Annotated in this window: 19 protein-coding genes; 7 read left to right on the top strand and 12 right to left on the bottom strand. The window is 72.5% G+C overall.

The window, feature by feature from the left end:
- Positions 1 to 37: 37 nt before the first annotated feature.
- Positions 38 to 727 carry a TetR family transcriptional regulator gene (locus ACIQU4_RS11385; protein ID WP_403728536.1) on the bottom strand — a complete coding sequence of 230 codons (690 nt, stop codon included), beginning with the start codon at positions 725 to 727 and terminating at the stop codon, positions 38 to 40.
- Between the two features lie 121 nt (positions 728 to 848).
- On the opposite strand from ACIQU4_RS11385, the gene ACIQU4_RS11380 reads away from it, so the two are divergent.
- On the top strand, positions 849 to 1,778 hold the full coding sequence (locus ACIQU4_RS11380) for an SDR family oxidoreductase (protein WP_403728291.1): 930 nt from the start codon (positions 849 to 851) through the stop codon (positions 1,776 to 1,778).
- On the opposite strand, the gene ACIQU4_RS11375 is transcribed toward ACIQU4_RS11380, so the two are convergent.
- The 4 genes from ACIQU4_RS11375 to ACIQU4_RS11360 are packed head-to-tail and all read right to left on the bottom strand — an operon-like array spanning position 1,747 to position 6,410.
- Complete coding sequence (locus ACIQU4_RS11375) at positions 1,747 to 3,051, bottom strand: MFS transporter (protein ID WP_403728289.1); 1,305 nt, start codon at positions 3,049 to 3,051, stop codon at positions 1,747 to 1,749. The genes ACIQU4_RS11380 and ACIQU4_RS11375 overlap by 32 nt on opposite strands.
- A 6-nt stretch (positions 3,052 to 3,057) precedes the next feature.
- Positions 3,058 to 3,471, bottom strand: coding sequence for a PaaI family thioesterase (locus ACIQU4_RS11370; RefSeq protein WP_403728288.1), 414 nt, complete (start codon positions 3,469 to 3,471; stop codon positions 3,058 to 3,060).
- A 41-nt stretch (positions 3,472 to 3,512) separates the two neighbouring features.
- Entirely contained in the window at positions 3,513 to 4,367 is an 855-nt protein-coding gene (locus ACIQU4_RS11365) for an alpha/beta fold hydrolase (RefSeq protein WP_403728286.1), read from the bottom strand.
- 18 nt (positions 4,368 to 4,385) lie between these two features.
- Positions 4,386 to 6,410, bottom strand: coding sequence for an FAD-dependent oxidoreductase (locus ACIQU4_RS11360; RefSeq protein WP_403728284.1), 2,025 nt, complete (start codon positions 6,408 to 6,410; stop codon positions 4,386 to 4,388).
- A 148-nt stretch (positions 6,411 to 6,558) separates the two neighbouring features.
- On the opposite strand from ACIQU4_RS11360, the gene ACIQU4_RS11355 reads away from it, so the two are divergent.
- Positions 6,559 to 7,245: an alpha/beta fold hydrolase gene (locus tag ACIQU4_RS11355; RefSeq protein WP_403728283.1), complete on the top strand. Its 687-nt coding sequence runs from the start codon at positions 6,559 to 6,561 to the stop codon at positions 7,243 to 7,245.
- Between the two features lie 122 nt (positions 7,246 to 7,367).
- Here the strand turns inward: ACIQU4_RS11355 and ACIQU4_RS11350 are convergent, their stop codons facing one another.
- The 5 genes from ACIQU4_RS11350 to ACIQU4_RS11330 form a co-directional block, all read right to left on the bottom strand.
- Positions 7,368 to 10,397 (bottom strand): alpha-mannosidase, encoded by a 3,030-nt coding sequence (locus ACIQU4_RS11350; protein ID WP_403728281.1) that lies wholly within the window; start codon positions 10,395 to 10,397, stop codon positions 7,368 to 7,370.
- A 102-nt stretch (positions 10,398 to 10,499) separates the two neighbouring features.
- Positions 10,500 to 11,387, bottom strand: a complete 888-nt coding sequence (locus ACIQU4_RS11345) for a carbohydrate ABC transporter permease (RefSeq protein ID WP_403728279.1) — start codon at positions 11,385 to 11,387, stop codon at positions 10,500 to 10,502.
- Positions 11,384 to 12,334 carry a carbohydrate ABC transporter permease gene (locus tag ACIQU4_RS11340; protein WP_403728277.1) on the bottom strand — a complete coding sequence of 317 codons (951 nt, stop codon included), beginning with the start codon at positions 12,332 to 12,334 and terminating at the stop codon, positions 11,384 to 11,386. Before ACIQU4_RS11340 ends, ACIQU4_RS11345 begins: the two co-directional genes overlap by 4 nt.
- Positions 12,331 to 13,665 carry an ABC transporter substrate-binding protein gene (locus ACIQU4_RS11335; protein ID WP_403728276.1) on the bottom strand — a complete coding sequence of 445 codons (1,335 nt, stop codon included), beginning with the start codon at positions 13,663 to 13,665 and terminating at the stop codon, positions 12,331 to 12,333. Before ACIQU4_RS11335 ends, ACIQU4_RS11340 begins: the two co-directional genes overlap by 4 nt.
- A gap of 1,062 nt (positions 13,666 to 14,727) precedes the next feature.
- A complete protein-coding gene (locus ACIQU4_RS11330; RefSeq protein WP_403728274.1) occupies positions 14,728 to 15,087 on the bottom strand; it encodes a hypothetical protein in 360 nt (119 codons plus the stop codon).
- Between the two features lie 194 nt (positions 15,088 to 15,281).
- Here ACIQU4_RS11330 and ACIQU4_RS11325 point away from each other — a divergent pair, with 194 nt between their 5' ends.
- Positions 15,282 to 15,734 (top strand): universal stress protein, encoded by a 453-nt coding sequence (locus ACIQU4_RS11325; RefSeq protein WP_403728272.1) that lies wholly within the window; start codon positions 15,282 to 15,284, stop codon positions 15,732 to 15,734.
- An 8-nt stretch (positions 15,735 to 15,742) separates the two neighbouring features.
- Here ACIQU4_RS11325 and ACIQU4_RS11320 read toward each other — a convergent pair whose 3' ends face one another.
- Together ACIQU4_RS11320 and ACIQU4_RS11315 are read right to left on the bottom strand one after the other, a co-directional pair.
- The gene (locus tag ACIQU4_RS11320; protein ID WP_403728270.1) at positions 15,743 to 16,699 is read right to left on the bottom strand and encodes a serine/threonine dehydratase; all 957 of its coding nucleotides are present in this window, start codon (positions 16,697 to 16,699) and stop codon (positions 15,743 to 15,745) included.
- 73 nt (positions 16,700 to 16,772) lie between these two features.
- Entirely contained in the window at positions 16,773 to 17,414 is a 642-nt protein-coding gene (locus ACIQU4_RS11315; RefSeq protein ID WP_403728268.1) for a TetR/AcrR family transcriptional regulator, read from the bottom strand.
- A 190-nt stretch (positions 17,415 to 17,604) separates the two neighbouring features.
- On the opposite strand from ACIQU4_RS11315, the gene ACIQU4_RS11310 reads away from it, so the two are divergent.
- From ACIQU4_RS11310 to ACIQU4_RS11295, 4 genes are all read left to right on the top strand, one after another.
- A complete protein-coding gene (locus ACIQU4_RS11310) occupies positions 17,605 to 19,287 on the top strand; it encodes a ricin-type beta-trefoil lectin domain protein (RefSeq protein ID WP_403728266.1) in 1,683 nt (560 codons plus the stop codon).
- A 34-nt stretch (positions 19,288 to 19,321) separates the two neighbouring features.
- Positions 19,322 to 21,646, top strand: a complete 2,325-nt coding sequence (locus tag ACIQU4_RS11305; RefSeq protein WP_403728265.1) for an alpha-N-acetylglucosaminidase — start codon at positions 19,322 to 19,324, stop codon at positions 21,644 to 21,646.
- A 228-nt stretch (positions 21,647 to 21,874) separates the two neighbouring features.
- Positions 21,875 to 22,177, top strand: a complete 303-nt coding sequence (locus ACIQU4_RS11300; RefSeq protein WP_403728263.1) for a hypothetical protein — start codon at positions 21,875 to 21,877, stop codon at positions 22,175 to 22,177.
- 177 nt (positions 22,178 to 22,354) lie between these two features.
- On the top strand, positions 22,355 to 23,962 hold the full coding sequence (locus ACIQU4_RS11295) for a molybdopterin-dependent oxidoreductase (RefSeq protein ID WP_403728261.1): 1,608 nt from the start codon (positions 22,355 to 22,357) through the stop codon (positions 23,960 to 23,962).
- Positions 23,963 to 23,964 lie beyond the last annotated feature (2 nt).

Raw genomic sequence — 23,964 nt, 5'->3', positions numbered from 1 at the left:
TACGCTTCCCCGCGGTCCACGATCCCAGACCCGCACCCTATGCGCGCGCCGCGCCCGACGCGCGCGCCAGCAGCCCGGACAGCAGGACTTCCAGCGTCTCGCGCAGCGTGGCGCCGAAATCCATCCGCACCGCGGCCAGCGCCGGGTCCGCCTCGTACGCGGCGAGCATGGCGGCGGACGGGTGGGCATGCGGCCATACGGCGCCGGTGAACATGATCGTGCTTGCGGTGAAGCGGAAGGCATCTTCCGCCGGCAGTTCCGGCAGGTGCGCGGCGATACGGCCGGCCAGCGCCTGCACATTGGCGATGGTGGCCCGCTTGTACTGTGTGGCGACCTGCGGCGAGACGTTCCGTTCCAGGACGGCGGCCTGGGCGCTGATCAGATCGCACAGGACGGGGCGCTCGGCCAGGGCCCGGGCGACACAGCCCGCGAGCCGGTCCGCCCGCTCGGCCGGCGGGGCTCCGTCGACGGCCTCGGCGAGGGCGCCGTCGAGGTGCGCGACGAGCTCGCGGGAGCGGACGTCGAGGAGTTCCAGCAGGACGTCCTCGCGGGACTCGAAATAGCGCAGCACATTGGACTTGGCCAGTCCCACCCGGCGGGCGAGCTCGTTCAGGCTCACCTGCGCCACGGGCATCTCCGTGAGCATCGAAGCGGCCGTGTCGAGGATCGCCTGGCGGCGCGCGGCGCGCTGCTCCTCACTGCGGGCTCGTTGGAAGTTCTTGGGCAGAGTCACCCGGCCAGCTTACAGACCTGCGGTCTGTTGTTATCAGACCGGCGGTTTGCTACTTTCGAGGGCAACAACAGACCGCCGGTCTGTTGGCGATCGCCTTCCCTTCGAGGAGCACCCCATGTACGCCGTCCCCGACCAGTCCGGAAAGCTCGCCGTCGTCACCGGCGCCAACAGCGGCACCGGCAAGGAAGCCGCGCGCCGGCTCGCCGAGGCGGGTGCCCGGGTCGTACTGGCCGTCCGTACGCCCGCCAAGGGCGAGCAGGCCCGCGCCGAGATCCTGGCCCGCCACCCGCACGCCCAGCTGGAGGTACGCCGGATCGACCTGGCCGACCTCGCCTCGGTCGCCGCCTTCGCGGACGGGCTGCTCACCGACGGCGTCCCGCTCGACCTGCTGGTCAACAACGCCGGGGTGATGGCCCCGCCGACCCGGATGACCACCGCCGACGGGTTCGAACTCCAGCTGGGCAGCAACTTCCTCGGCCCGCTGGCCCTGACCGTACGGCTGCTCCCGGCGCTGCTCGCCGCGCCCGCGCCGCGCGTGGCGACCATGAGCAGCGCCGCCGCCAACTTCGCCCGGATCGACTTCGCCGACCTCCAGTGGGAACGGCGGCGCTACAGCCCGATGCTCTCGTACGCACAGTCCAAGCTGGCCGACCTGATGATGGCCGGGCACCTGGCCGATCTCGCGGCCGAGCGCGACTGGCCGCTGCGCAGCACCGCCGCGCACCCCGGATACACCAAGACCAACCTCCAGACGGCCGGGGCCGGCCTCGGCGGCAACAAGCCCTCCCGGCTGCGCGGTGCGATGAGCAAGCTCGACCTCCTCCCCAAGCAGGAGGTCGGCCAGGGCGCCGAACCGCTGCTGTACGCCGCGACCAGCCCGGACGCGGCCGCGGGCGGCTACTACGGCCCGGGCGGCCGGTTCGGGCTGGTCGGCCCGACGGCGCAGGCCCGCATCACCCGCCGCGCCCTGGACCGTACGGCGAACGCCCGACTCTGGTCCGAGGCGGAGCGCCTCACCGGCGTGACGAGCGCCGCGGCCCGCTGAGCGCACCGCGCGCCGCGTCCCGCGCCGGGGCGCCGCCGACCCGGCTCCCCCGCAGCGGCGTCAGCAGCCCCGCCCCGACGATGGCCAGGCAGAACACCCCGGCGGCCACGCTGACCACCGGGACCCCGTGCCGGGCGGCCAGCACGGTCAGGGCGGCCGCGCCCACCGGACCCGAGGCGTTGTGCACGGTCCAGAAGGCGGAGGTGACCCGCCCGAGCAGCGGATCCGGGGTCACCTCCTGGCGCAGGGTCAGGGAGCAGACCGCGCCGAGGGTCAGCCCGAACATGAACACGACGGCCAGTACGGCGATCACCGGCAGGCTGCGGCTGACACCGGTCCCCGCCACCGACACGCCGATCAGAGCGGTCGAGCCCAGCCAGCAGGCGCCGAACCCGAAGGTCCGGCGCAGCGGCGCGGCTGCGAAGGCCGCGCCGACGACACCCAGCCCGCTCACGGCGATGACGTAGCCGACGGTGGCCGCGCCCAGCCCCAGATCGTTCTGGATCCGGAAGACCAGCAGGTCGGTGGCGCCCATGGTGACGAAGGTCAGCAGCGTGAGCAGCACGGTCAGCGGCCGCAGCAGGGAATGGGCCCACAGGAAGCGGAATCCCTCGGCGAACATCTCGCGCAGCCTCCCGGCCCCGGAGGGGCCCGGCTCCGCGGTAGGCGACTCGACGGCCCCCTGCCGCCCGAAGGTCACCCACCGCAGGCTCACGGCCGAGACCAGGAAGGTCGCCCCGTCCACCCCCAGGGCCCAGTCCGGGCCGACCCCGGCGGCGATGAACCCGGCCGCGGCCGGTCCGCACAGGGTCCCGAAGGCGAAGGCCGCCGTCAGCCGCCCGTTGGCGGTGATCAGGTCCTCGGCGCGGACCAGGTTCGGCACCGCCGTCACGTACGCCACGTCGAACAGTGTCTTCAAGGCGGTGACCAGCGCCGTCAGTACGTACAGCACCCAGATCCGCGGCCCGGCCAGCCAGATGAACGGGACCGCGCCCAGCAGCAGCGCCCGTACGAGATCGCAGGTGATCATCAGGCGGCGCCGGTCCGTCCGGTCCACCACGTACCCGGCGAACAGACCGGTCGTGATGGCGCCGACCCCCGAGATGACCGTGATCAGGCCCATCTGGACCAAGGACCCGGTGGCGTCGTAGACCAGCAGGGGCAGCGCGAGCAGCGAGATCGACCCGCCGAGGACGGACAGCGCCTGGCCGAGCCAGAAGACGTTGAAGTCGCGGTTGCGCCAGAGCGAGGGGTGGTGGACCGGGGCGGGCACCTCGGCTCAGCCCAGCAGGGCGTAGACCGTCGACGCCGTCGCGGACGGCTCCTCGGCGCCCTCGGGGGTCATCGTGATGTCGGCGAAGGCCATCCGCTTGCCGAGCTTGGTCACCCGGACCCCGATCAGCACGTCCGCGCCGATCACCGGCCGCTGGAAGCTGGTCGACTGCTGGACCGTGGTCATCGGCCCGTACGCCCCGCGCGCCGCGGAGATCGCGATGACGGTGGCGGTGTCGGCGGCCGCCATCAGGGCCTGCCCGGACAGGCCGCCGCCGTCCCGCGCCAGCGCATCGGACCAGGGCAGCCGCAGTACGGCGTGCCGCTCGCCCGTCTCCTGGACGGTCAGCCCGAGGGCGAGCACCCAGGGGGCGAAGTTGTCGGCGAGGATCTTGTCTGCGTCTGCGGGCGTCAAGGTCACCCGCAGATTGTGGCGGCCCGCCCCGGCCGCCACAACACCTTTCAGCGCAGTACGCGTTCCAGCCACACCAGCAGGTCGGCGACGACCTCGCCCCGGTCCGTCTCGTTGAACAGCTCGTGGCGGGCGTCCTCGTACGTGCGGTACTCGACGTCCCGGTGGCCTGCCGCGCGGTAGCGCTCGACCACCAGATCGCTGAGTTCCAGCCCGTAGTTGAGCGGGTCCGCCGAGCCGACGGCGACGTAGAGCGGAACGGCGAGCGGCGCGCCCGCCGGGTCGTGGAACCGGGTCGAGGCGGCCTCGTACAGCTCCCCCATCGCCCGGTCGTCGAGCGCGAAGCCGCAGAGCGGATCGGCGAGGTAGGCGTCGACCTGGGCCTCGTCCCGGCTGAGCCAGTCCGCGGGCGTACGGGCGGGCTCGAACGGCGCGTTGAAGGCGACGAGCGGGTCCGCGCCTGCCTCCGCGACCCGCAGGAACATCCGGTCCACGGCGGTGGTGCCGTACAGCGCGACGGCGTCGGCGTGCTCCGGCCAGTCGAGCAGGTAGTGCTGCGCGGCGAAGGAGCCGAGGCTGTGGCCGAGCAGCACCAGCGGTAGGCCGGGGTGCAGTCCGCGCACCGTCTCCGAGAGCGCGGCGAGATCGTCGACCAGCAGCTGCCAGCCGTTCTCACCGAGCACACCGGGCCCGGCGTTCATCGTCAGGCCGTGGCCCCGGTGGTCGGGCGCGTAGACGGCGTGGCCGCGCTCGGCCAGCTCACCGGCCAACGGGGCGTACCGCAGGGCGTGTTCACCCATGCCGTGGGCGATCAGTACGATTGCCCGCGGATCGGGGGCGGCCGGTCCGGGGAGCCACGTGTGCACGGTCACGGCGGTGCCGTCGCTGCTGTCGAACGTGAACATCGTGACTCCCGAACCGGGTCAGAGGGTCGCTGCCAGTTCCGTACCCTGGCGGATCGCCCGCTTGGCGTCCAGCTCGGCGGCCACATCCGCGCCACCGATGAGGTGCGGCCGGCCGCCGGCCGCGAGCAGGGCCTCGTACAGGTCTCGGCGCGGCTCCTGGCCGGTGCAGAGCACCACCGTGTCGGCGGGGACGAGCCGCTGCTCTGCGCCGACGGTGATGTGCAGGCCCTCGTCGTCGATCCGGTCGTACGTGGCGCCCGCGACGGAGACCACGCCGCGGTGCTTGAGCTCCGCGCGGTGGATCCAGCCGGTGGTGGTACCGAGGCCCGCGCCGACCTTGGTGGTCTTGCGCTGGAGGAGGTGGACCTGGCGCGGGGGCGCGGGCCGCTCGGGGGCGGTGAGCCCGCCGGGGCCGGCGTACGCGGTGTCGACGCCCCAGTGGCGGAAGTACGTCTCGGGGTCCTGGGAGGCGCCCTCGCCGCTGTCGGTGAGGAACTCGGCGACGTCGAAGCCGATGCCGCCGGCGCCGACGACGGCCACGCGCTCGCCGACGGGGGCGCCGTCGCGCAGCACGTCGAGGTAGCTGACGACGTTGGCGCGCTCCACGCCCTCGATGTCGGGGGTGCGGGGGGTGACGCCGGTGGCGACGACGACCTCGTCGTAGTCCTGGAGGGTCTCGACGTCGGCGCGGGTGTTCAGCCGGACGTCGACGGCGCGGGCGGCGAGCTGGGTGCCGAAGTAGCGGATGGTCTCCCCGAACTCCTCCTTGCCCGGGATGCGGCGGGCGATGTCGAGCTGTCCGCCGATGTGGCCGGAGGCCTCGAAGAGGGTGACGGCGTGGCCGCGTTCGGCGGCGGAGACGGCGCAGGCGAGGCCGGCCGGGCCGGCGCCGACGACGGCGACGCGCTTCTTCAACTGCGTGGGCGAGAGGACGAGTTCGGTCTCGTGGCAGGCGCGCGGGTTGACGAGGCAGCTGGTGATCTTGCCGCTGAAGGTGTGGTCGAGGCAGGCCTGGTTGCAGCCGATGCAGGTGTTGATGGTCTCGGAGCGGCCGGCCGCGGCCTTGGCGACGAAGTCGGCGTCGGCGAGGAAGGGGCGGGCCAGCGAGACGAGGTCGGCGCGGCCGTCGGCGAGCAGCTCCTCGGCGATCTCCGGGGTGTTGATGCGGTTGCTGGTGACGAGCGGGACGGAGACCGCGCCCATCAGCCGCTTGGTGACCCAGGTGTAGGCGCCGCGCGGGACGGAGGTGGCGATGGTGGGGATGCGGGCCTCGTGCCAGCCGATGCCGGTGTTGATGATGGTGGCGCCGGCCGCCTCGATCTCCTTGGCGAGGCGGACGACCTCGTCGAGGGTGGAGCCGCCGGGGATCAGGTCGAGCATGGAGAGGCGGTAGATGAGGATGAAGTCCTCGCCGACGGCCGCACGGGTGCGCCGGACGATCTCCAGCGGGAAGCGCATGCGGTTCTCGTACGCGCCGCCCCAGCGGTCGGTGCGCTTGTTGGTCGCGGCGGCGATGAACTCGTTGATCAGGTAGCCCTCTGAGCCCATGATCTCGACGCCGTCGTAGCCGGCGAGCTTGGCGAGGCGGGCGGCGCGGACGAAGTCCTCGACGGTGCGCTCGACCTCGATGTCACTGAGCTCGTTCGGGACGAAGGGGCTGATGGGGGCCTGGAGGGCGGTGGGGGCGACCAGGTCCTTGTGGTAGGCGTAGCGGCCGAAGTGGAGGATCTGCATCGCGATCTTCCCGCCCTCGGCGTGCACGGCCTCGGTGATCACCCGGTGCTCGGCGGCCTCGTCCTCGGTGGTGAGGCGGGATCCCCCCTCGAAGGGACGGCCGGCGTCGTTCGGGGCGATGCCGCCGGTGACGATCAGGCCGGCGCCGCCGCGGGCGCGCTCGGCGTAGAAGGCGGCGAGCCGCTCGAAGCCGCCCTGGTGCTCTTCGAGGCCGGTGTGCATCGACCCCATGATCACGCGGTTCGGCAGCGTGGTGAAGCCGAGGTCCAGGGGGTTCAGCAGGTTCGGGTACCGGCTCTGGGAACTCATGTGGGGCGCCTCCTCGCGCGGGGGTGATGAACCTGTTCTAGCGAGGAGGGCCCGATTGTGCAACTAGGTGCATAACCAAGTGGCGGAGTTCACGCCCGCGGCGACCCCGTCCACGCCGCTGCGTGCGCCGGCCCGTACGCTCGGCCGCGTGGCAGAACACCTCACCGTGACCGTGAACGGAGTCCGCCTGGCGTACCAGGAGGCCGGCGCCGGGGGCGACGCCCCGCCCGTGCTGCTGCTGCACGCACTGGGCGAGCGCGCCGAGGACTGGGCCCTCGTGCGGGGCGCACTCGCGCGGGAGCGCCGGGTCTACGCCCTCGACCTGCGCGGGCACGGCCTGAGCGACCGGCCGGCGCGGTACTCGGTGGAGCTGATGCGGGACGACGTCCTGGGCTTCCTCGACGCCCTGGGGCTGGACCGGATCGACCTGGTCGGGCATTCGCTGGGCGGCGTGGTCGCGTACCTGGTCGCGGCGGAGCAGCCGCACCGGGTCGGCCGGCTCGTCCTGGAGGACGCCCCCGCGCCGCTGCCCCGCACGTCCGCCGCCCCCGTACGGCCCGAAGGGGAGCTCGCCTTCGACTGGGCGATGGTGCTCGCCGTCAGGCCGGAGCTCGACCGGCCGGATCCGGCGTGGTCGGCCGCACTGGAGCGGATCACCGCCGACACCCTCGTCATCTACGGGGGCCCCACGAGCCATCTCGCGGCGGCCTCCTTCGACGAGATCGCCGCCCGCATCCCGAAGGCCCGCCTGATCACCCTCCCGCACGGCCACCTGATCCACGCGGCGGCACCCGAGGAGTTCACGGCAACCGTGTCGGCCTTCCTCGCCCCGTGACGCGCGAAGCGGAGTGAGCCGCCCGCCACCGCCGGAGCCCCGGCGCCCGGGAGCGGGCGGCCGGGGCGGGGCTCGGCGGGGCGGCCGGGGCGGGGCCGCCGGGGGTCAGGGGCCGTCGGGGGTCAGGGCCGGCGCAGGCGGATCGTGACGATCTGGAACGGGCGCAGGGTGAGGGCCACCGTGCCGTCCGCCGTCGGGGCGGCGACAGCCGGGCCCGGCAGGGGGCGTTCCAGGAGGTCGGTCTCCGTCGCCTCCGCGATGCGGAAATCCGCCTTCAGGGACGCCGTCGCGCGGCCTCCGCGGGATTCGTAGAGGCGGACGACCACGTCACCGCCGCGGTCCTCGGCCAGTTTGACCGCCTCGACCACGACCGCGTCGTTGTCCAGTGCGAGCAGCGGGGCGACCGGGGCCGCCCCGTGGACCACCCGCTCCGGCAGGTTCAGCGCGTGGCCCTCGCGCACCGCGTCCGCGATCTCCGCGCCCGGCGCCAGCGAGAACCGCAGGGTGTGTGCGCCCTGGTCGGTCTCCGGGTCCGGATAGCGCGGGGCCCGGAGGAGGGAGAGGCGGACCGTCGTCGTCTGGCCCCCGTCCGGGCGCACGTCGCGCGTCACGTCGTGGCCGTACGTGGAGTCGTTGAGGATCGCCGTACCCCACCCCGGCTCCTCCACGTGGATCCACCGGTGCGCGCAGATCTCGAACTTGGCGGCCTCCCAGGAGGTGTTGGTGTGGGTCGCGCGGTACACGTGCCCGAACTGGGTCTCCGAGGCGGACCGTTCGGCCTTCACGTCGAGGGGGAACGCGGCCTTCAGGAACTTCTCCGTCTCGTGCCAGTCCACCTCCGTGACCATGTCCACCGTCTTCGCCCCCGCCCGCAGCGTGATCGACTGGACCGCCGCCGAGCGGCCGAAGGAGCGGGAGACCCGGACCGTCACCGCGTCCGGGCCGGCCTCCACCACCTCCAGCGCGTCCAGCTCCACCAGGTCGGTCACGCTGTTGCGGTAGAACGCGTCGATGTCCCACGCGTCCCACATGTTCGGGAAGTCGGGGTGGATCTGGAGCAGGTTCGCGGCCCGCCCCGGGGCCACCGCCTCCCGGCGCGTCTCCAGGTCGTACGCCGACACGATCAGCCCGCGGCCGTCGATCTCCACCAGCAGCCGCCCGTTGGCCACGACGTGCCCGCCGCCGTGCCGCTCCTCCACGGTGACCGGCTGGTGCCCGGCCGCCGCCTGCGGAAGCCCCGCGCCCCCCGCCGGGATGCCGCGCCGGGCGTGCGGGGCGCAGTTGAAGACCAGCTCCGCGGTGCCCTCCCCGGCCAGGGCCAGCTGCGCGGCCAGCGTGATCCCGCGCAGTTCCTCCCGTACCCGGGCGTACGTCGCGCGCGCCTCGCGGTGCACCCAGGCGATGGACGATCCGGGGAGGATGTCGTGGAACTGGTGGAGCAGCACGGTCTTCCAGATCCGCTCCAGGTCCTCGTACGGATACCCGTACCCCGGCACCCGGACCGCGGCGGTCGCCGCCCACAACTCGGCCTCGCGCAGCAGCGATTCGCTGTGCCGGTTGCCCTGCTTGGTCTTGGCCTGCGAGGTGTACGTGCCGCGGTGCAGCTCCAGGTACAGCTCGCCGGCCCAGACGGGCGCGTCCGCGTACTCGGCGTGCGCCTTCTCGAAGAACGCGTCGGGCCGCTCGATCTCCACGCGCGGGGAGCCTTCGAGGTCCCGCTGCCGCCCGGCCCGGGCCAGGTGCTCCCGGGTGGGGCCGCCGCCGCCGTCGCCCCAGCCGAAGGGGACCAGCGAGCGCGAACCCCGGCCCTTCTCGCGGTAGTTGCCCGCCGCGTGCGCCAACTGGGCACCGCCGAGATCGCTGTTGTACGTGTCGACGGGCGGGAAGTGGGTGAAGACGCGGGTGCCGTCGATGCCCTCCCACCAGAAGGTGTGGTGCGGGAACGCGTTCACCTGCGACCAGCAGATCTTCTGCGTCAGGAACCATTTCGAGCCGGACAGCTTCACGATCTGCGGCATCGCGGCGGTGTACCCGAAGGAGTCGGGCAGCCAGACGTTGCGGGTCTCGATGCCGAACTCTTCCAGGAAGAACTTCTTCCCGTACAGGAACTGACGGGCCATCGCCTCGCCGCCGACCATGTTGGTGTCGGACTCCACCCACATGCCGCCGACCGGCACGAACTGTCCGTCCGCGATCTTCTTCTTGATCCGCTCGAAGAGCTCGGGCCGGTGCGTCTTGATCCAGTCCAGCTGCTGCGCCTGCGACATGGCGAAGACGAACTCGGGATGCGTGTCCATCAGGTTGACCATGTTGGACGTGGTCCGGGAGACCTTGCGGACCGTCTCGCGCAGCGGCCACAGCCAGGCGGAGTCGATGTGGGCGTGCCCGACGGCGCTGATCCGGTGCGCGGAGGCGTGGGCGGGGGCGGCGAGCACCGCGGTCAGGCGGGAGCGGGCGGCGGCCGCCGTTCCGGGGATGTCGCCGAGGTCCACCGCGTCGAGGGCGGCGTCGATCGCGCGCAGGATCTCGTACCGCCGGGCGTCGGCCTCGCCGAGCTGCGTCATCAGGTCGTAGAGGACCTCCAGGTCCTGTACGAGCTCCCAGACCTCGGCCTCGAAGACGGCGAGGTCCATCCGGGCGAGCCGGTAGAGGGGCTGGTCGCCGCTGGTCTGCCGGTCCCCCTCGTACGTGGCCGAGTGGTCGACCAGGACGGGGTTCGAGGCGGCCTCCACGTACCACTCGACCTGCTCGCCGCCGGCCGCCGAGTCGGCGACGCGCACCCAGTCGTTGTACGGGTTCAGCGCCTTGACCTCGCTGCCGTCGGCGCGGTGGACGAGTCCCTCGCACTGGAAGCCGGGCATCATCCGGTCGAAGCCGAGGTCGAGGACGGCCTCGACCGTACGGCCCGCCCAGTCGGCCGGGACCGTGCCGGTCACCTTGAACCAGGTGGTGCCCCAGGCCGGGCCCCACGTCTCGCCGATCGCGCAGGGTTCGTACGGGGCCGCCAGGCCGTCGGCGACCGGCACGGGCTCGCCCGGTGCCTCCCAGCGCCCGATCGTCAGCGGGACCGGGCGGGAGTGGACGGCGGGCTTGATGCGCTCCTTGAGGACCCTGCGCAGGCGGTGTTCGGTGATGCTGCGGTCGTCGTGCATGACGGCTGCTCCAAGGGAGGGAGGGGTCGTATGACGGCAGGACGTGTGACGGCGGCTCGTGTCACGGCGGGTCGTGTCACGGCAGGACGTGTGCGGCGGGACTCAGGTCTTGACGGCTCCCTCGCCCACTCCCTTGAAGAAGAAACGCTGGAGGGCGAAGAAGAGCAGCATCATCGGCAGGAGCGCCGCCATCGCGCCGGCGGCGATGATCCTCTGGTCGTTGGTGGTGGTGGCGCCGGCCAGGGTCTTCAGGCCGAGCTGGAGGGTGTAGTGGTCGCTGTTGGTGAGGACCAGCAGGGGCCAGAGGAAATCGTCCCAGGCGCCCATGAAGCTGGTGATGCAGACGACGGCCAGGGCTCCCTTGGCGGCGGGGAGGAAGAGCCGGGTGAACCGGGTCCACTCGTTGGCGCCGTCCAGGACGGCGGACTCCTCCACCTCCTTGGGCACGGCGAGGAAGGCCGAGCGCATGACCATGATGTTGAGGACGGAGACCGCTCCGGGGAGCCACACGCCCACGAGGGTGTCGACCAGGCCCATCTCGCGCACGGTCAGGAACATCGAGATCATCACGGACTCGAAGGGGAACATGAGCGTGGCCACCAGCACCGTGAAGACGGACTTGCGGCCCTTCCACCCGGCCCGGGAGAGGGCGTACCCGCCCATCGCCGCGAACAGCATGTTCGAGGTGATCGCGAGGACGGCCACCACCAGCGTGTTGCCGACGTACTGGAGCAGCGGGAAGGAGTCGGCGACGAGGACGTAGTTGTCGAAGGTGGGCCGCGCGGGCAGCACGCCGTCGTACACGTTCTCGGTGCGCCCGCGGATCGAGGTCAGGAACTGCCAGACGATCGGCCCGAGCATCACCACGAGCATCAGGACCAGCGTGGCGTACCGGGCGGCGAGCCCGATCCGCCGGCGCCTGCGGTCGGCTCCGGTGCGCGGCGCCGTGCGCGGCGCCGTGCGTGCCGTGGTGCGTGCCGTGGTGCTCAACTCTCGTCCCCCTTCGACAGGCGGCGGCCCAGCAGGCTGAAGACCAGGGTCAGCAGGAACAGCAGGATCGAGATGGCGGAGGCGTAGCCGGTCTCGCCGGAGAAGCCGAGGCCGACCTGCCGGATGAGGAAGGGCAGGGTACGGGCGCCGCCACCGGGGCCGCCGCTCTCACCGCCCAGGATGTAGATCTCGGTGAAGACCCGCAGCGCGGAGATGGCGGAGAGCGTGCCGACCAGCAGCATCATCGGCTTCACCTGGGGGACGGTGATGCTGAAGAAGCGGCGCACGGCGCCGGCGCCGTCGAGCGCGGCCGCTTCGTGGAGCGACGGCGACACGTTCCCGAGCGCGGCGAGGTAGAACACCATGTAGTAGCCGAGGCCCTTCCACACGGTCACGATCATGGCGGAGACCAGCAGCATGGTGCTGTCGGTCAGGAACGGGACCGGCTCCGAGACGATGCTCAGCTTGCGGAAGACGGTGTTGACGAGCCCGTCGCTGCGCAGCACCCACTGCCAGATCAGGCCGACGACCACGGCGGAGGCGATCACCGGGGTGTAGAAGGCGGAGCGGAAGAACCCGATGCCGGGGATCTTCGCCTGGACGAGCACGGCGAGGCCGAGCGGGAGGAAGACCAGGCACGGTACGACGACGACCAGGTACAGCACGCTGTTGCCGGTGGCGGTCCAGAAGTCGGGGTCGGCGAAGGCCCGGGTGTAGTTGTCGAAGCCGACGAAGGTGCCGCCGCGCAGGATCTGGGCGTCGGTGAGCGACAGGATGACGGTGTTGACGAACGGCCAGAGGCTGAACAGGGCCACCATCACCAGGCCGGGGGCGAGGAAGAGGTAGGGGGTCCACCACCTGCGGTGGACCAGCCCGGTCTCGGCCTCCATGGCCGCGAGGGCGGCCTTGCGGCGCCGTCCGGCGGAACGGGCCGGGCGTGGCGTCATTTCTGCGCCGACTTGGCGAGCAGCTGGTTCGCCTCCTCCTGGGCCTTGCGTACGGCCGTCTGCGGGTCCTGCTCGCCCTGGATCGCCTTCTGCATCTCGCGGACGACCGCGTCACCGACCTGGTTGGTCCACCGGACCGGGGTGTTGGCGTCGAGCGCCGCGCTCTTGAGCTCCTCGGCACCGACCGCGCGGGCGACCGTCTCGGCGTCCTTGCCGTCGCCCCGGTCGGCGAAGCGCGGATCGGCCAGGCCCTGGGCGTTGGACGGGTAGATGGTGGCGTTCTTCGAGAACTCCACCTGGTTGGGGCCGTTGGTGACCCACTTGGCGAACTCGGTCGCCGCGTCGAGGTGCTTGGTGTCCTTCTTGATGCCGAGCGACTGGGCGTAGATGCCGATGTGACCGAGCTTGCCGGTGACGGCCCCCGCGACCTGGGTGCCGGCGTAGATCTGCGGGGCGTTCTGCTTGATGTCCTTGACGAAGCCCGGGGAGCCGGGACCGAAGACGAGCTTGCCGCCGCCGTACAGCTGGTTGATGTCGTCCGACTTGAGGAGGGACTCCTTGGGCATGGCGCCCTTGGCGTACAGGTCCTTCATCCGCCAGACCCACTCGACGGCCTTGGGGGTGTCGAAGACGAAACGATCCTGCTGCTCGTTCAGGATCGGTACGCCCATCTTCTGCCAGTCCCCGGGCAGGCGGCCCTTGGGGTCGGCCATGAAGGCCGAGTACCGGCCGCCGGACGTGGCGGCGATCTTGTCGGCGTAGTCGAAGAACTGCTCGACGCTGGTCGGCGGCTGCGCCGGGTCCAGACCGGACTTCTCGAAGAGCTCCTTGTTGTACGTGAGGATCTCCGGGGTCACGTACCAGGGATACGCGTACACGCCGTCGCCCTTCCCCGGGAGCTTGAACTGCTCCCAGGACCCGGGGACGTACTCCTTGGCGACCTCGGGATCGAGCGTGGCCACGTCGGCGAGCAGGCCGCGGTCACCGAGGAGCTGGAAGGAGTCGGTGGAGAGGTTGACCACGTCGGGGAGGGCGCCGGCCTGGGCGTCGGCGACGAGCTTCTCGTTGTAGCCGTCGCCGGGGACGTCCTCCCATCTGACCTTCGCCTCGGGGTACTTCTTCTCGAACGCGTCGATGACGCCCTGTACGTACGCCGTGAACTTGGGCTTGAGCTGGAGGGTGCGGAAGGTGATCTCGCCGGCGACCTTGCCGGTCTTCCTACCCTCCGGCACGTCCGCGGCGCCGCCGCTGACTCCGCAGGCGGAGACCGAGAGGAACGTGCCGGCCACGAGCGTGGCGATGGCTGTACGGGTCGCGTTCGAACGGGTCATCGTCGCCACCTTCGGGGGGAGTTCCGGCCTCACTGCCGGAGCGCGCAGCCCACGCTGACCCCAAATCCAGATCGCGTCAATGCGGCCGAAGTCCCGATGGGCGGGTACCGGTGGGTCCCGAATCGCGACGGCAGGCGTGCAGGCAGATGAAAGGGGCGCAGTCAACACCGCGACGACCAGCACTAATGCGCTTTAGTTCCGAGCCGCCGCAAGGTGATATCGATTCCATAACAACGCCCCTGCCGGCGCCGGATGTTGACTCCTTATCAGCGGCCCAGGAGGCCGCGCACTAATGCGCTTTACCTGGTACCCGCCCAAAACCCCGTTGCGCACGTGGCTTCGGATGGCCGGGTCCGACCACACGGCGTGTAGCTCAGCAGCCAGAGCACCGACTCGCTCAGTCGGAGGGCGCAGGGGCAGAACCTGCCACGCCGGCCGTGGAAGCACCGCGGCGCAGGCCCGGTCGGAGCTGCGGGTCATCGGCGAACTCGCCGTGGAGGCCTTCCCCGGCGCGTGGACGGCCGCCGACCTCCTCAAGGGCACACCGTACGAGCGCTGCTACGGCATCGACTGCGGCGCTCTGCGGGACCTGGCGGAGAGGGGCGGCCGAGCCGAGTTCGCCGAGCTGGGTGCCCGGCGGGCCGGGCTGCCCCGGCGCCGGTGCACCGGGCCGGACGGACCTCAGATCGTCGCGCTCGCCCGTGAGGCGGCCGTCGACGAACAGGCGCGCCTCCTCGCCACGTTCAACATGGCCACCCTGGTCCGCGTGGTCGGCATCGACCCGCCGTCCGGGTGGGACGGGCTGACGCGTGGGGCGTTCACCGCCGTCCGGGTGGGACGGGCTGACGCGTGGGGCGTTCACCGCCGCCCGGCGCCGGTCGGCGACGCCGAAGAGGGCCGCCTGCGCGTGGCGGCAGCCGGTGTTCCACCTCTCGCCGTGCGACGCGGGCCGGCAGGCGGCCGTGCTCGCCCGGATCGACGCGGAATGCGCCCGCCTCCCCCGGCCCGTGACGGCCCGCCTCTCCCCCGCCCTCGCGCGGCTCCGGGACGCCGTCACTCCCCCTACTTCATCCGGTACTCGACTTTTTCGGCGAGTTTTCCGTCCTTGAAGCAGAAGCGGTACACCGTCTCCCCCTCGGTGTCCGCGGCGGACATGTACCAGGAGCAGACGCTGCCCTCGGGTTCGGCCGGGCCGCTCGACTTCAGGGCGCCCTTGACGAAGCTCTCCCCGGACGGCATCTTGGCGCGGACCGCGTCCTCCGGGTCGCCGACGTTCACGGACTGGTAGACGCCGGGTTCGAGCATCGTCTTGCCCGCGGCGTCCACGACCTTCCCGACGCCGAAGAGGAGAGCTCCGACGGCTGCGATGCCGAGCACCAGCGCCACCCCGCAGCCGATCAGACAGCCCTTGCGCTGTGCCACGTCCGTTCCTCCGTACCTTGCCGAACCTTGCCGATCTCCTGACAACCAGACCTTCGCAAGCCACCGGCACCGCGCGCTGTCCTCCAAAGTCTTCGGCGCCCGCAACGATCGTCGCCGTTCGAGGTCGGACCCCCTCATCCGTGTATACAAGAGGCTAAGAACGGACGATTCGGATGAAACGGGAGGAACCCAACGTGAGTGAGACCATCGAGCCTCTGATCGTCGTCGGCGTGGACGGTTCGAACCACTCCAAGGAAGCCCTGCGCTGGGCCGTCGCCCAGGCCAAGGCCATCGACGGCCGGGTGCACGCCGTCATGAGCTGGGAGTGGAACACCAACCCGTTCGCCGTGGGCACCGGCACCCCGGACGAGCTGGTCGGCGCAGAGGAGACGGCCCGCAATCGCCTCGCGGACACCGTGGCCGCGGCCGTCGGCACCTCGCCCGGCGTCCCCGTCTTCCGCCGGGTCGAACAAGGCTCGCCGGCCCAGGTGCTGGTGGACGCCTCCAAGGAGGCGGACCTGACGGTGGTCGGCACCCGGGGATACGGCGGCTTCAAGGGCGCCCTGCTCGGCTCGGTGAGCCAGCAGGTGGTGCAGTACGCGGCGAGCACGGTGGTCGTGGTCCGCGAGGGCGAGGACGAGGACTAGGACGAGGACTAGGACGACGCCCCGTCGGGGGCGGCCAGGCCGGCCGTCAGGTCCCCGGGGTCGGTGTTCGCTCCGCACAGGATGACGGCTACGCGCTCGCCCAGCGGCCGCGGAGCGGTCCGTACGGCCGCCAGGGCCGTGGCCGCCCCCGTCTCCACCACGATCCGGTGCTCCTCCCACAGCGCGCGCCGGGCCGCCGTGATCGCCGGGTCCGGGACCAGGACGGACCGTACGTTCTTCTCCTGCGCGGCGGCCAGCGCGGCCGCCGAGACCCGGGTGGCGCCCAGCGAGTCGGCGGCGACCGAGTCCACGGCCACGTCGACGATCCGGCCCGCCTCCAAGGCCGCGTTCAGGGCCCGGCAGTTCTCCGGCTCGGCCGCGATCACCCGTACGCCGTGCTCGCGCGCCGCGGCCGCGACCCCCGCGAACAGCCCGCCGCCGCCCACCGCGACGACCACGGTGTCCAGCCCCGGCAGCCCGCCCCGGATCTCGTCCAGCAGCGTACCCGCGCCCGCCGCGATCAGCGGGTGGTCGTACGCATGGCTGCTCAGCGCGCCGCTCCGTGCGGCGAACTCCTCGCACGCGGCCAGCGCTTCGGCGTACCGGTCGCCGACGAGCCGTACCTCGGCCCCGTACCCGCGCAGCCGCTCCACCTTCACCCGCGGCGCGTTGGCCGGCAGGAACACGGTGGCGCGGACGGACTGCGCTCGGGCCGCCCAGGCGCAGGCGAGGCCCGCGTTGCCGCCGGAGGCGATGGTGACGCCCGCGTCCGGGAGGGTGCCGGCATCACGGTGGGCGGCCAGGAAGTTACGGGCGCCGCGGGCCTTGAAGGACCCGGTGTGCTGGAGGTACTCCAGCGCGTACCAGAGGCCCTCGGCCGCGGGTACGACGGCGACGGGGCGGACCGATCCGGCTATCCGGTCGGCGGCGGCGCGTACGGCGGCGTAGTCGAGCTGCTGTTCCATGACGGGGTCTCCTTCAGGCGGCTTCTGGCGACTTCGGACGGCTTCGGACGGCTTCAGGCGGCTTCAGGCGGCTTCAGGCGGCGGGCCGGTTGGCCTCGATCAGCTGGCGCAGGGCGCCGTAGTACACCTCGTGGTCGGTCAGGGCGGGCAGTACGTCGGCCAGCCCGCCCGCGAGCACGGGGAACGCCTCCGGATCCAGCGCGGCCAGGGCCGCCCGCGAGGCGGCGGTGGCTCCGGCCGGATCCCGGTGGTCCACGAAGGCGGCGCTGCCGAGGGTGAGCAGGTACATGCGGCGGTACGCGGTCATCGCCTCGGCGGCGGTCATCCCGGCGGCCACGCTGTCGGCGAGCGCGGGCTCGACCAGCCGGGCCAGCAGCTGGCGGCCGAGCCAGGGGCGGCCGCCGCGGAGCATCAGCAGCCCGGGGTGCGCGACGAGCAGCCGGTACAGCGCGGTGAACCGCAGCTCGGTGGCCTCCGCCCAGCCGGTCCCGGCCGGGATCTCGGGGAGGCGGCCGGCGAGGTGCTCGGTACAGAGGTCGAGGAGCCCGGCGAGGTCGGTGCAGCGGCGCTGCACGGTGGCGTGGGAGACCTCCAGCCGGTCGGCGAGGGCCCGGAAGCTCAGCGCGTTCGGCCCCTCCTCGTCGACGAGGCGCAGGGCGGCGACGGCGATCGCCTCGGGCGTCGCACGGTCCAGGGCTACTGATCTCCTCGGCATGAGATACACCGTAACAGACGGCGTAACAGACGCCGTAACAGTCGATGTATCGCTTCCGTCCCTCCCCGATCGTGTGACGTCGACTACGGCCATATTGCTGGTCATTGAGCCATAACCATCGACTTATGTTGACAGTGGGTAGTCGCACCGCTGCACTGAGCGCACTGCAGCCCCACCTCAAGGAGTCTCCGTGCCGCCTCGCCTGCGTGCGTCGCTCCCCTGCCTGACCGCGGCCGCCCTGCTCACCCTCTGCCTCGCCCCCGCCCCCGCGGCGGCCGAGCCCCACGCGACCTCGGACGCCCCGCTCGCGCTCACCCCGCCCATGGGCTGGAACAACTGGGCGCACTACATGTGCGGCATCGACGAGGCCAAGGTGGTCGCCAATGCCGACGCACTCGTCTCCAGCGGCCTCGCGGCCAAGGGCTACGACACCGTGACGGTCGACGACTGCTGGATGACCAGGAGCCGGGACGCGGACGGCAGCCTGGTCGTGGACAAGCAGAAGTTCCCGCACGGCATGGCCTGGCTCGGCGAGCATCTGCACGCCAAGGGCCTGAAGTTCGGCATCTACGAGGACGCCGGCTCCCTCACCTGCGAGCGCTACCCCGGCAGCGGCTCGCCCGACGGCGGCGGCCCGGACCACTACGCCCAGGACGCCCGGCAGTTCGCGTCGTGGAAGGTCGACTACGTCAAGATGGACGGCTGCAACCTGTGGGTGCCGCCCGAGCGGACGAAGGAGCAGGCGTACCGCGACGCGTACAACGCCGTCGCCGAGGCCCTGCGCACGAGCGGCCGCGACATGGTGCTCTCCGCCTCGGCCCCCGCCTACTTCCAGCAGGGCGAGTGGGGCGGCTCCGACTGGCACAAGGTCCTCGGCTGGGTCGGGGAGACCGGCCAGCTGTGGCGCGAGGGCAAGGACATCAAGGTCTACAACGCCGCCGCGCCCGCGACCTCCCGGTGGAGCTCGGTGCTCGGCAACTACGGCTACAACCGCTGGCTCGGCCGGTACGCGGGCCCCGGCAACTGGAACGACCCCGACTTCCTGATCGCGGGCGCCCCCGGTCTCACCGAGGCCGAGAGCCGCAGCCAGGTGGGGCTGTGGGCGATGATGGCGGCCCCGTTCATCCTGTCCTCCGACGTCTCCAAGCTCACCCCGGCCGGGCTGGCCGCCCTGGGCAACACCGACCTGATCGCGCTGGACCAGGACCCGATGGGCCGCCAGGGCGCGGTGCTCTCGGCCAACGCCACCTTCGAGGTGCTGGCCCGGCCGCTGGCGGGCGGTGACCGCGCCGTCGCCGTGCTCAACCGGTCCGGCAGCGCGCGGGACATCTCCGTACCGCTCACCGACATCGGGCTGTACTCCTGCACGGTCGACGCCAAGGACCTGTGGAGCGGCAGGAGCAGCGAGGTCTCGACCTCCCTGACCGGGAAGGTGGCCGCGCACGACACGGCGGTCTTCCGGCTCACCCCGCACGAGGGGTGCGGCGCCGCCGTGCCGACCGGGCAGATCACCGGGAACGGCGCCCAGTGCCTGGACGGGGTCAACACCACCGGGGTGGGCGCGGTGGTCCTGGCACCGTGCACCGCGGCCGCCGACCAGCGCTGGGTGCTCGGGCCGGAGGCGAGCGTACGCCTCACCGGCAAGTGCCTGTCGGCGGGCGAGAACGACGTCGTCGAACTGGCCGGCTGCGCGCCCGGTGAGCCGGGCCTGCGGTGGACGCAGCGGCGGGACGGCGCGCTGGTCGAGGACGTGAGCGGACTGTGCCTGACGGCCCCCGCCGCGGCCGCGACCCCGGACGCCCCGGCCGAGCGGCTGCGCCTGACCGACTGCGGCGACCACCGCGTCGACCAGGCCTGGTCCCTGCCCGTCTGACCCCGGACCAGACCACGGATCGGTGACTCATCGGATGACGAACTCCACTTCCCGGCGCCGGCGGCGCGCACAGCTGCGCCGACGGATTGCCCTCGCCACCCTCGTGGCCCTGCTCGGCGCCGGCTCCCCCGCACTGGCCGGCCCGGTCGACGGAAGCCTCGTACGAGGCCATGCGCCCGCACCGGTACCGGAAGGCCTGCCCGGCTTCCCCGGCTCCCCCGGCGCGCCCAGGCCCCGCGCCTTCGACGTCGGGCCGGCGCGGGACGCCCTGGAGCGGCTGCTGCCGCGCCACGCCGGCCAGTTCACCCTCGTGCCCGACCCGGCCGCCGGGGCCGACCGGTTCACCGTGTCCGGGTCGGCCGGCGCGATCACCGTGCGCGGATCCACGGGGGCCACCCTGCTCACCGGCGTCGGCTGGTACCTCCAGCACGTCGCCGGGGCCGACATCGGCTGGCCCGGCGAGAGCATCGGGATGCTGCCCGCCCGGCTGCCCGCCGTGCCCGCGCCGGTCACCCGCAGTGCGCTCGTCCCGCACCGGTACGCCCTCAACGACACCGACGACGGCTACTCGGGCGCGTACCGCACCTTCGAGCAGCACCAGCGGCAGATCGACCTGCTCGCCCTGCACGGCATCAACGAGGTGTTCGTCCAGGCCGGCGCCGAGTACCCGTACTACCGGGCGCTCCAGGGCTTCGGCTATTCCGCCGCCGAACTGCGCGAGTGGATCCCCGGCCCCGGACACCAGAGCTGGTGGCTGCTGCAGAACCTGAGCGGCTTCGGCGGGCCGGTCTCCGAGCGCCTGATGCAGGAGCGCGCCGAGCTCGGCGGACGGATCGCCGAGCAGTTGCGCGGGCTCGGCATGACCCCGGTGCTGCCCGGCTGCTTCGGGACGGTGCCGCCGGGCTTCGCCGCCCGCAACGCGGGCGCGAAGACGGTGGCGCAGGGCGACTGGGCGGGCTTCGGCCGGCCCGACTGGCTGGACCCGTCCACGCCGGTGTTCGGGAAGCTGGCCGCCGCGTACTACGCGGAGCAGCGCGCCGTGTTCGGGGACAGCACGATGTACCGGATGAGCCCGCTGCACGAGGGCGGGACGGTGGGCACCGTCGACGTGAAGGCGGCCGCCCGAGCGGTCCAGTCGGCGCTGATCGCCGCGCACCCGGGGGCGATGTGGGCGGTGCTGGGGTGGCAGGACAGTCCGAAGGCGGAGCTGCTCGCCGGGGTGGACACCTCGAAGCTGCTGATCCTGGACGGGCTGTCCGACCGGTACAACCGCCTGGACCGTGAGACGCGCTGGGGCGGGGCCCCGTACGCGATGGGCACGATCTACAACTTCGGCGGGCACACCACGATCGGCGCGAACACCTCCGTGTGGATCGACCGGTTCGGCTCCTGGCGGGCCAAGTCCAACAGCGCTCTGAAGGGCATCGCGTACCTGCCGGAGGCCACCGGGACCAACCCGGCCGCCTTCGACCTGTTCACCGATCTCGCCTGGGAGCCCGGGCCGATCGACCAGCGCAAGTGGTTCGCCGATTTCGCGGGCCGCCGCTACGGGCGGCCCGACAAGGAGGCGGCGGCCGCCTGGGAGGAGCTGCGCACGGGCCCGTACAGCACCTCCTCGGGCCTGTGGTCGGAGTCCCAGGACAGCCTGTTCACCGCCCGTCCGAGCCTGACCGCGGTGGGGGCGGCGTACTGGAGCCCCAAGTCGATGCGCTACCCGGCCGACGGGGTACGCCGGGCCCTGGACCACCTGCTCAAGGTGGATCCGAAGCTCCGCGGCTCCAGCGCCTACCGCTTCGACCTGGTGGACACCGCCCGGCAGGCCCTGGCCAACCACTCGCGGGTGCTGCTGCCGAAGATCAAGGCGGCGTACGAGGCCAAGGACCTGACCCGGTTCCGCGCCCTGACCGCCGAATGGGCAGATGGGGAGCGGCAGTTGGACGCCGTCACAGGTTCCGACCCGAACTTCCTGCTCGGCAACTGGCTGTCGGCGGCCCGCTCCTGGGGTGCGGACGAGGCCGAGCAGGACCGGTACGAGTACGACGCCCGCTCGATCCTGAGCGTGTGGGGCCGGCGCAGCACCAGCGAGGTCGGCTTCCTGCACGACTACGCCAACCGCGAATGGAGCGGCCTGATCGGGGAGTTGTACGCGCCCCGCTGGGCGGCCTACTTCGAGACGCTGGAGGAGTCCCTGGTCCGGCGGGCGGCGCCCCGGGAGATCGACTGGCACGCCTTCGAGGAGGAGTGGGCCCGGCGCACCACGCGGCACCCGAGCGGGACGAACGGACCGAGCGGGGATCCGTACACCCTGGCGACGGACATCGCGACGGCCCTGAAGTCCTCGGAGGGGCCCGCCCGCTGACCTCCTACACCACCCGGGACGGCGGCGATCGGATGATGCGCCGACCATCACCCGCCCGTGGGAATCCCACTACCCGTGCGAGGGAGAACCTCTCAGGTGGTTCGACGCTCGGGAGGCGCACTCGGTTGACTGGCTCGCAACGACCATCAGGGGCGGCCGTCGGAACATCCGGCGGTCGCCCCTTCCCACGCCGTCACACGGCCCGACGCCAGCAGGAGTGCACCGAGCATGTCCCAGACCGGACACGAGCGCCCCGGACAGCCCGGGCAGTCCGCACAACACGAACAGCACGCACAGCACGCGCAGCTCGAACAGCCCACGCTCGACCGGTTACGGCAGTCCGCCGAGCGGGCCCAGGACGTACTGCGCCGCTCCGATCTGCGGGAACTGCTCACCGACGGGGTCGTGGAACTGCGCAAGCGCGGCGAGCTGGCCACCCGCAGGCCGGGCGCGGGAGCGGAGGACCACCTGGAGACCATGGCCCGGCGGGCCGCCGAGCGGGTCGCCTCCGAGGGCCAGCCCCGTGCATGACGGCTCAGCGCGCACCGCCCGCCGGGTGCCGCCGGCGCCGACGCCCGTGCACTGACCCGAACGGGCGCGGGCGGACGCGGGTCCGCCCTGGTCGGAGTCACACTGGAAACTGCCGGCTTCCCGGCGGACGACCTCGCGGACGGTGACTCGAACGGTGACGCGGACGGTGACTTGCTCATGACGACCCGTGTGAAGGCGGACCCCGGGCGGCGGCGCCGCCTCCTGGGCGGCGCCGTCTGCGGGCTGGTCGCCGCCTGCGCCGGACTGGCCCTGGCGGAGCTGGCCGCGGCGGCCGTCCGGCCGGAGGCCTCCCCGGTCACCGCGGTCGGCGGAGCCGTGGTCGACCGTACGCCGGTTGGCGTCAAGGAATGGGCGATCCGCGAGTTCGGCACCGCCGACAAACTGCTGCTGGCGCTCGGGATCGTCCTCGTCCTGGGCGCGGTGGCCGCCCTGGCCGGGGTGCTCGCCGTACGGCACCTGCCCGCCGGGATCGCGCTCGCCGGCTGTTTCGGGCTGGTCGGGGCGGTGGCCGCGCTCAGCCGGCCCGAGGCGACCTGGCACGACGCGCTCCCGTCGCTGGTCGGCGGGCTGGGCGCGGCCGGGGTGCTGTACCTGCTGGTCCGCGCGTTGACCACGCCCCGTCCGGTGGGCGCGCCGCCGGGCGGGGCCTGGTCGATGGACCGGCGCGGCTTCGGGCGGCTGGTCGGCGCGGCCCTCGTGGCCTCGGCGGGGATCGGGTACGCGGGGCGGCGGCTCGGCGCGTACGGCTCGGCCGGGGCCACGGCCTCGCGGGCGGACCTGGTTCTGCCGAAGCCGGCCGTGCCCGCGCCGCCCGTACCGCCCGGCGCGCAGCTGCCGGTGCCCGGGATCTCCCGCTTCCTGACGCCCAACCGGGATTTCTACCGCGTGGACACCGCGCTGGTCGTCCCCCGGGTGGACGCGGACACCTGGCGGCTGCGCATCCACGGCGAGGGCGTCTCCACCCCGCTCGAATTCGGGCTGCCCGAGCTGCTGGCCCGCCCGCTCGTCGAGCACGACATCACCCTCTGCTGCGTGTCGAACGAGGTCGGGGGCCCGTACGCGGGCAATGCCCGCTGGCTCGGCGTGCGCCTGGCCGACCTGCTGCGCGAGGCGGGGGTCCGGCCGCCCTCGCAGGGCGGGCCGGCGGACCAGCTCGTGGCGCGCTCGGTGGACGGAATGACGATCGGCACGCCCGTCGAGACGGTGATGGACGGCCGGGAGGCGCTGCTGGCCGTCGGGATGAACGGCGATCCGCTGCCCTTCGCGCACGGCTTCCCCGTACGGATGGTCGTACCGGGCCTGTACGGGTACGTCTCGGCGTGCAAGTGGCTGACCGAGCTGCGGCTGACGACCTTCGCGGCGTACGACGCGTACTGGGTGCGCCGGTCCTGGGCGCAGCAGGGGCCGGTCAAGACGCAGTCCCGGATCGACACCCCGCGCCCGTCCGCCGAGCCGCAGGAAGGGCGGGTGGCGGTGGCGGGGGTGGCGTGGGCGCAGCACCGGGGGATCGCCCGGGTGGAGGTACGGGTGGACGCGGGCCCGTGGCAGGAGGCCCGGCTCGGGGCGGCGGACGGCAATGACACCTGGCGGGAGTGGGTGTGGGTGTGGGAGGCGAGCCCCGGGCGGCACACGCTGGAGGTCCGTGCCACGGACGGTACGGGCGCCGTGCAGACGGGTGAGCGCAGGGGCACCGTCCCCGACGGGGCGACCGGGTGGCACTCGGTGTCGGTGCGTGTCCGGCCGGGACCCGGGAGGAAGGCATGATG

Source organism: Streptomyces sp. NPDC090741 (genome assembly GCF_044769045.1).
Classification (GTDB): Bacteria; Actinomycetota; Actinomycetes; order Streptomycetales; family Streptomycetaceae; genus Streptomyces.
Note: the sequence above shows the minus strand (reverse complement) of the source record. Positions and strands in the feature narration are given on the sequence as shown.

Excerpts from the sequence above, each read along its gene's own strand:
- ACIQU4_RS11380 (WP_403728291.1), top strand. The coding sequence starts at position 849 with ATGTACGCCGTCCCCGACCAGTCCGGAAAGCTCGCCGTCGTCACCGGC.
- ACIQU4_RS11365 (WP_403728286.1), bottom strand. The coding sequence starts at position 4,367 with ATGTTCACGTTCGACAGCAGCGACGGCACCGCCGTGACCGTGCACACG.
- ACIQU4_RS11360 (WP_403728284.1), bottom strand. The coding sequence starts at position 6,410 with ATGAGTTCCCAGAGCCGGTACCCGAACCTGCTGAACCCCCTGGACCTC.
- ACIQU4_RS11350 (WP_403728281.1), bottom strand. The coding sequence starts at position 10,397 with ATGCACGACGACCGCAGCATCACCGAACACCGCCTGCGCAGGGTCCTC.
- ACIQU4_RS11340 (WP_403728277.1), bottom strand. The coding sequence starts at position 12,334 with ATGACGCCACGCCCGGCCCGTTCCGCCGGACGGCGCCGCAAGGCCGCC.
- ACIQU4_RS11335 (WP_403728276.1), bottom strand. The coding sequence starts at position 13,665 with ATGACCCGTTCGAACGCGACCCGTACAGCCATCGCCACGCTCGTGGCC.
- ACIQU4_RS11320 (WP_403728270.1), bottom strand. The coding sequence starts at position 16,699 with ATGGAACAGCAGCTCGACTACGCCGCCGTACGCGCCGCCGCCGACCGG.
- ACIQU4_RS11315 (WP_403728268.1), bottom strand. The coding sequence starts at position 17,414 with ATGCCGAGGAGATCAGTAGCCCTGGACCGTGCGACGCCCGAGGCGATC.
- ACIQU4_RS11305 (WP_403728265.1), top strand. The coding sequence starts at position 19,322 with ATGACGAACTCCACTTCCCGGCGCCGGCGGCGCGCACAGCTGCGCCGA.
- ACIQU4_RS11300 (WP_403728263.1), top strand. The coding sequence starts at position 21,875 with ATGTCCCAGACCGGACACGAGCGCCCCGGACAGCCCGGGCAGTCCGCA.
- ACIQU4_RS11295 (WP_403728261.1), top strand. The coding sequence starts at position 22,355 with ATGACGACCCGTGTGAAGGCGGACCCCGGGCGGCGGCGCCGCCTCCTG.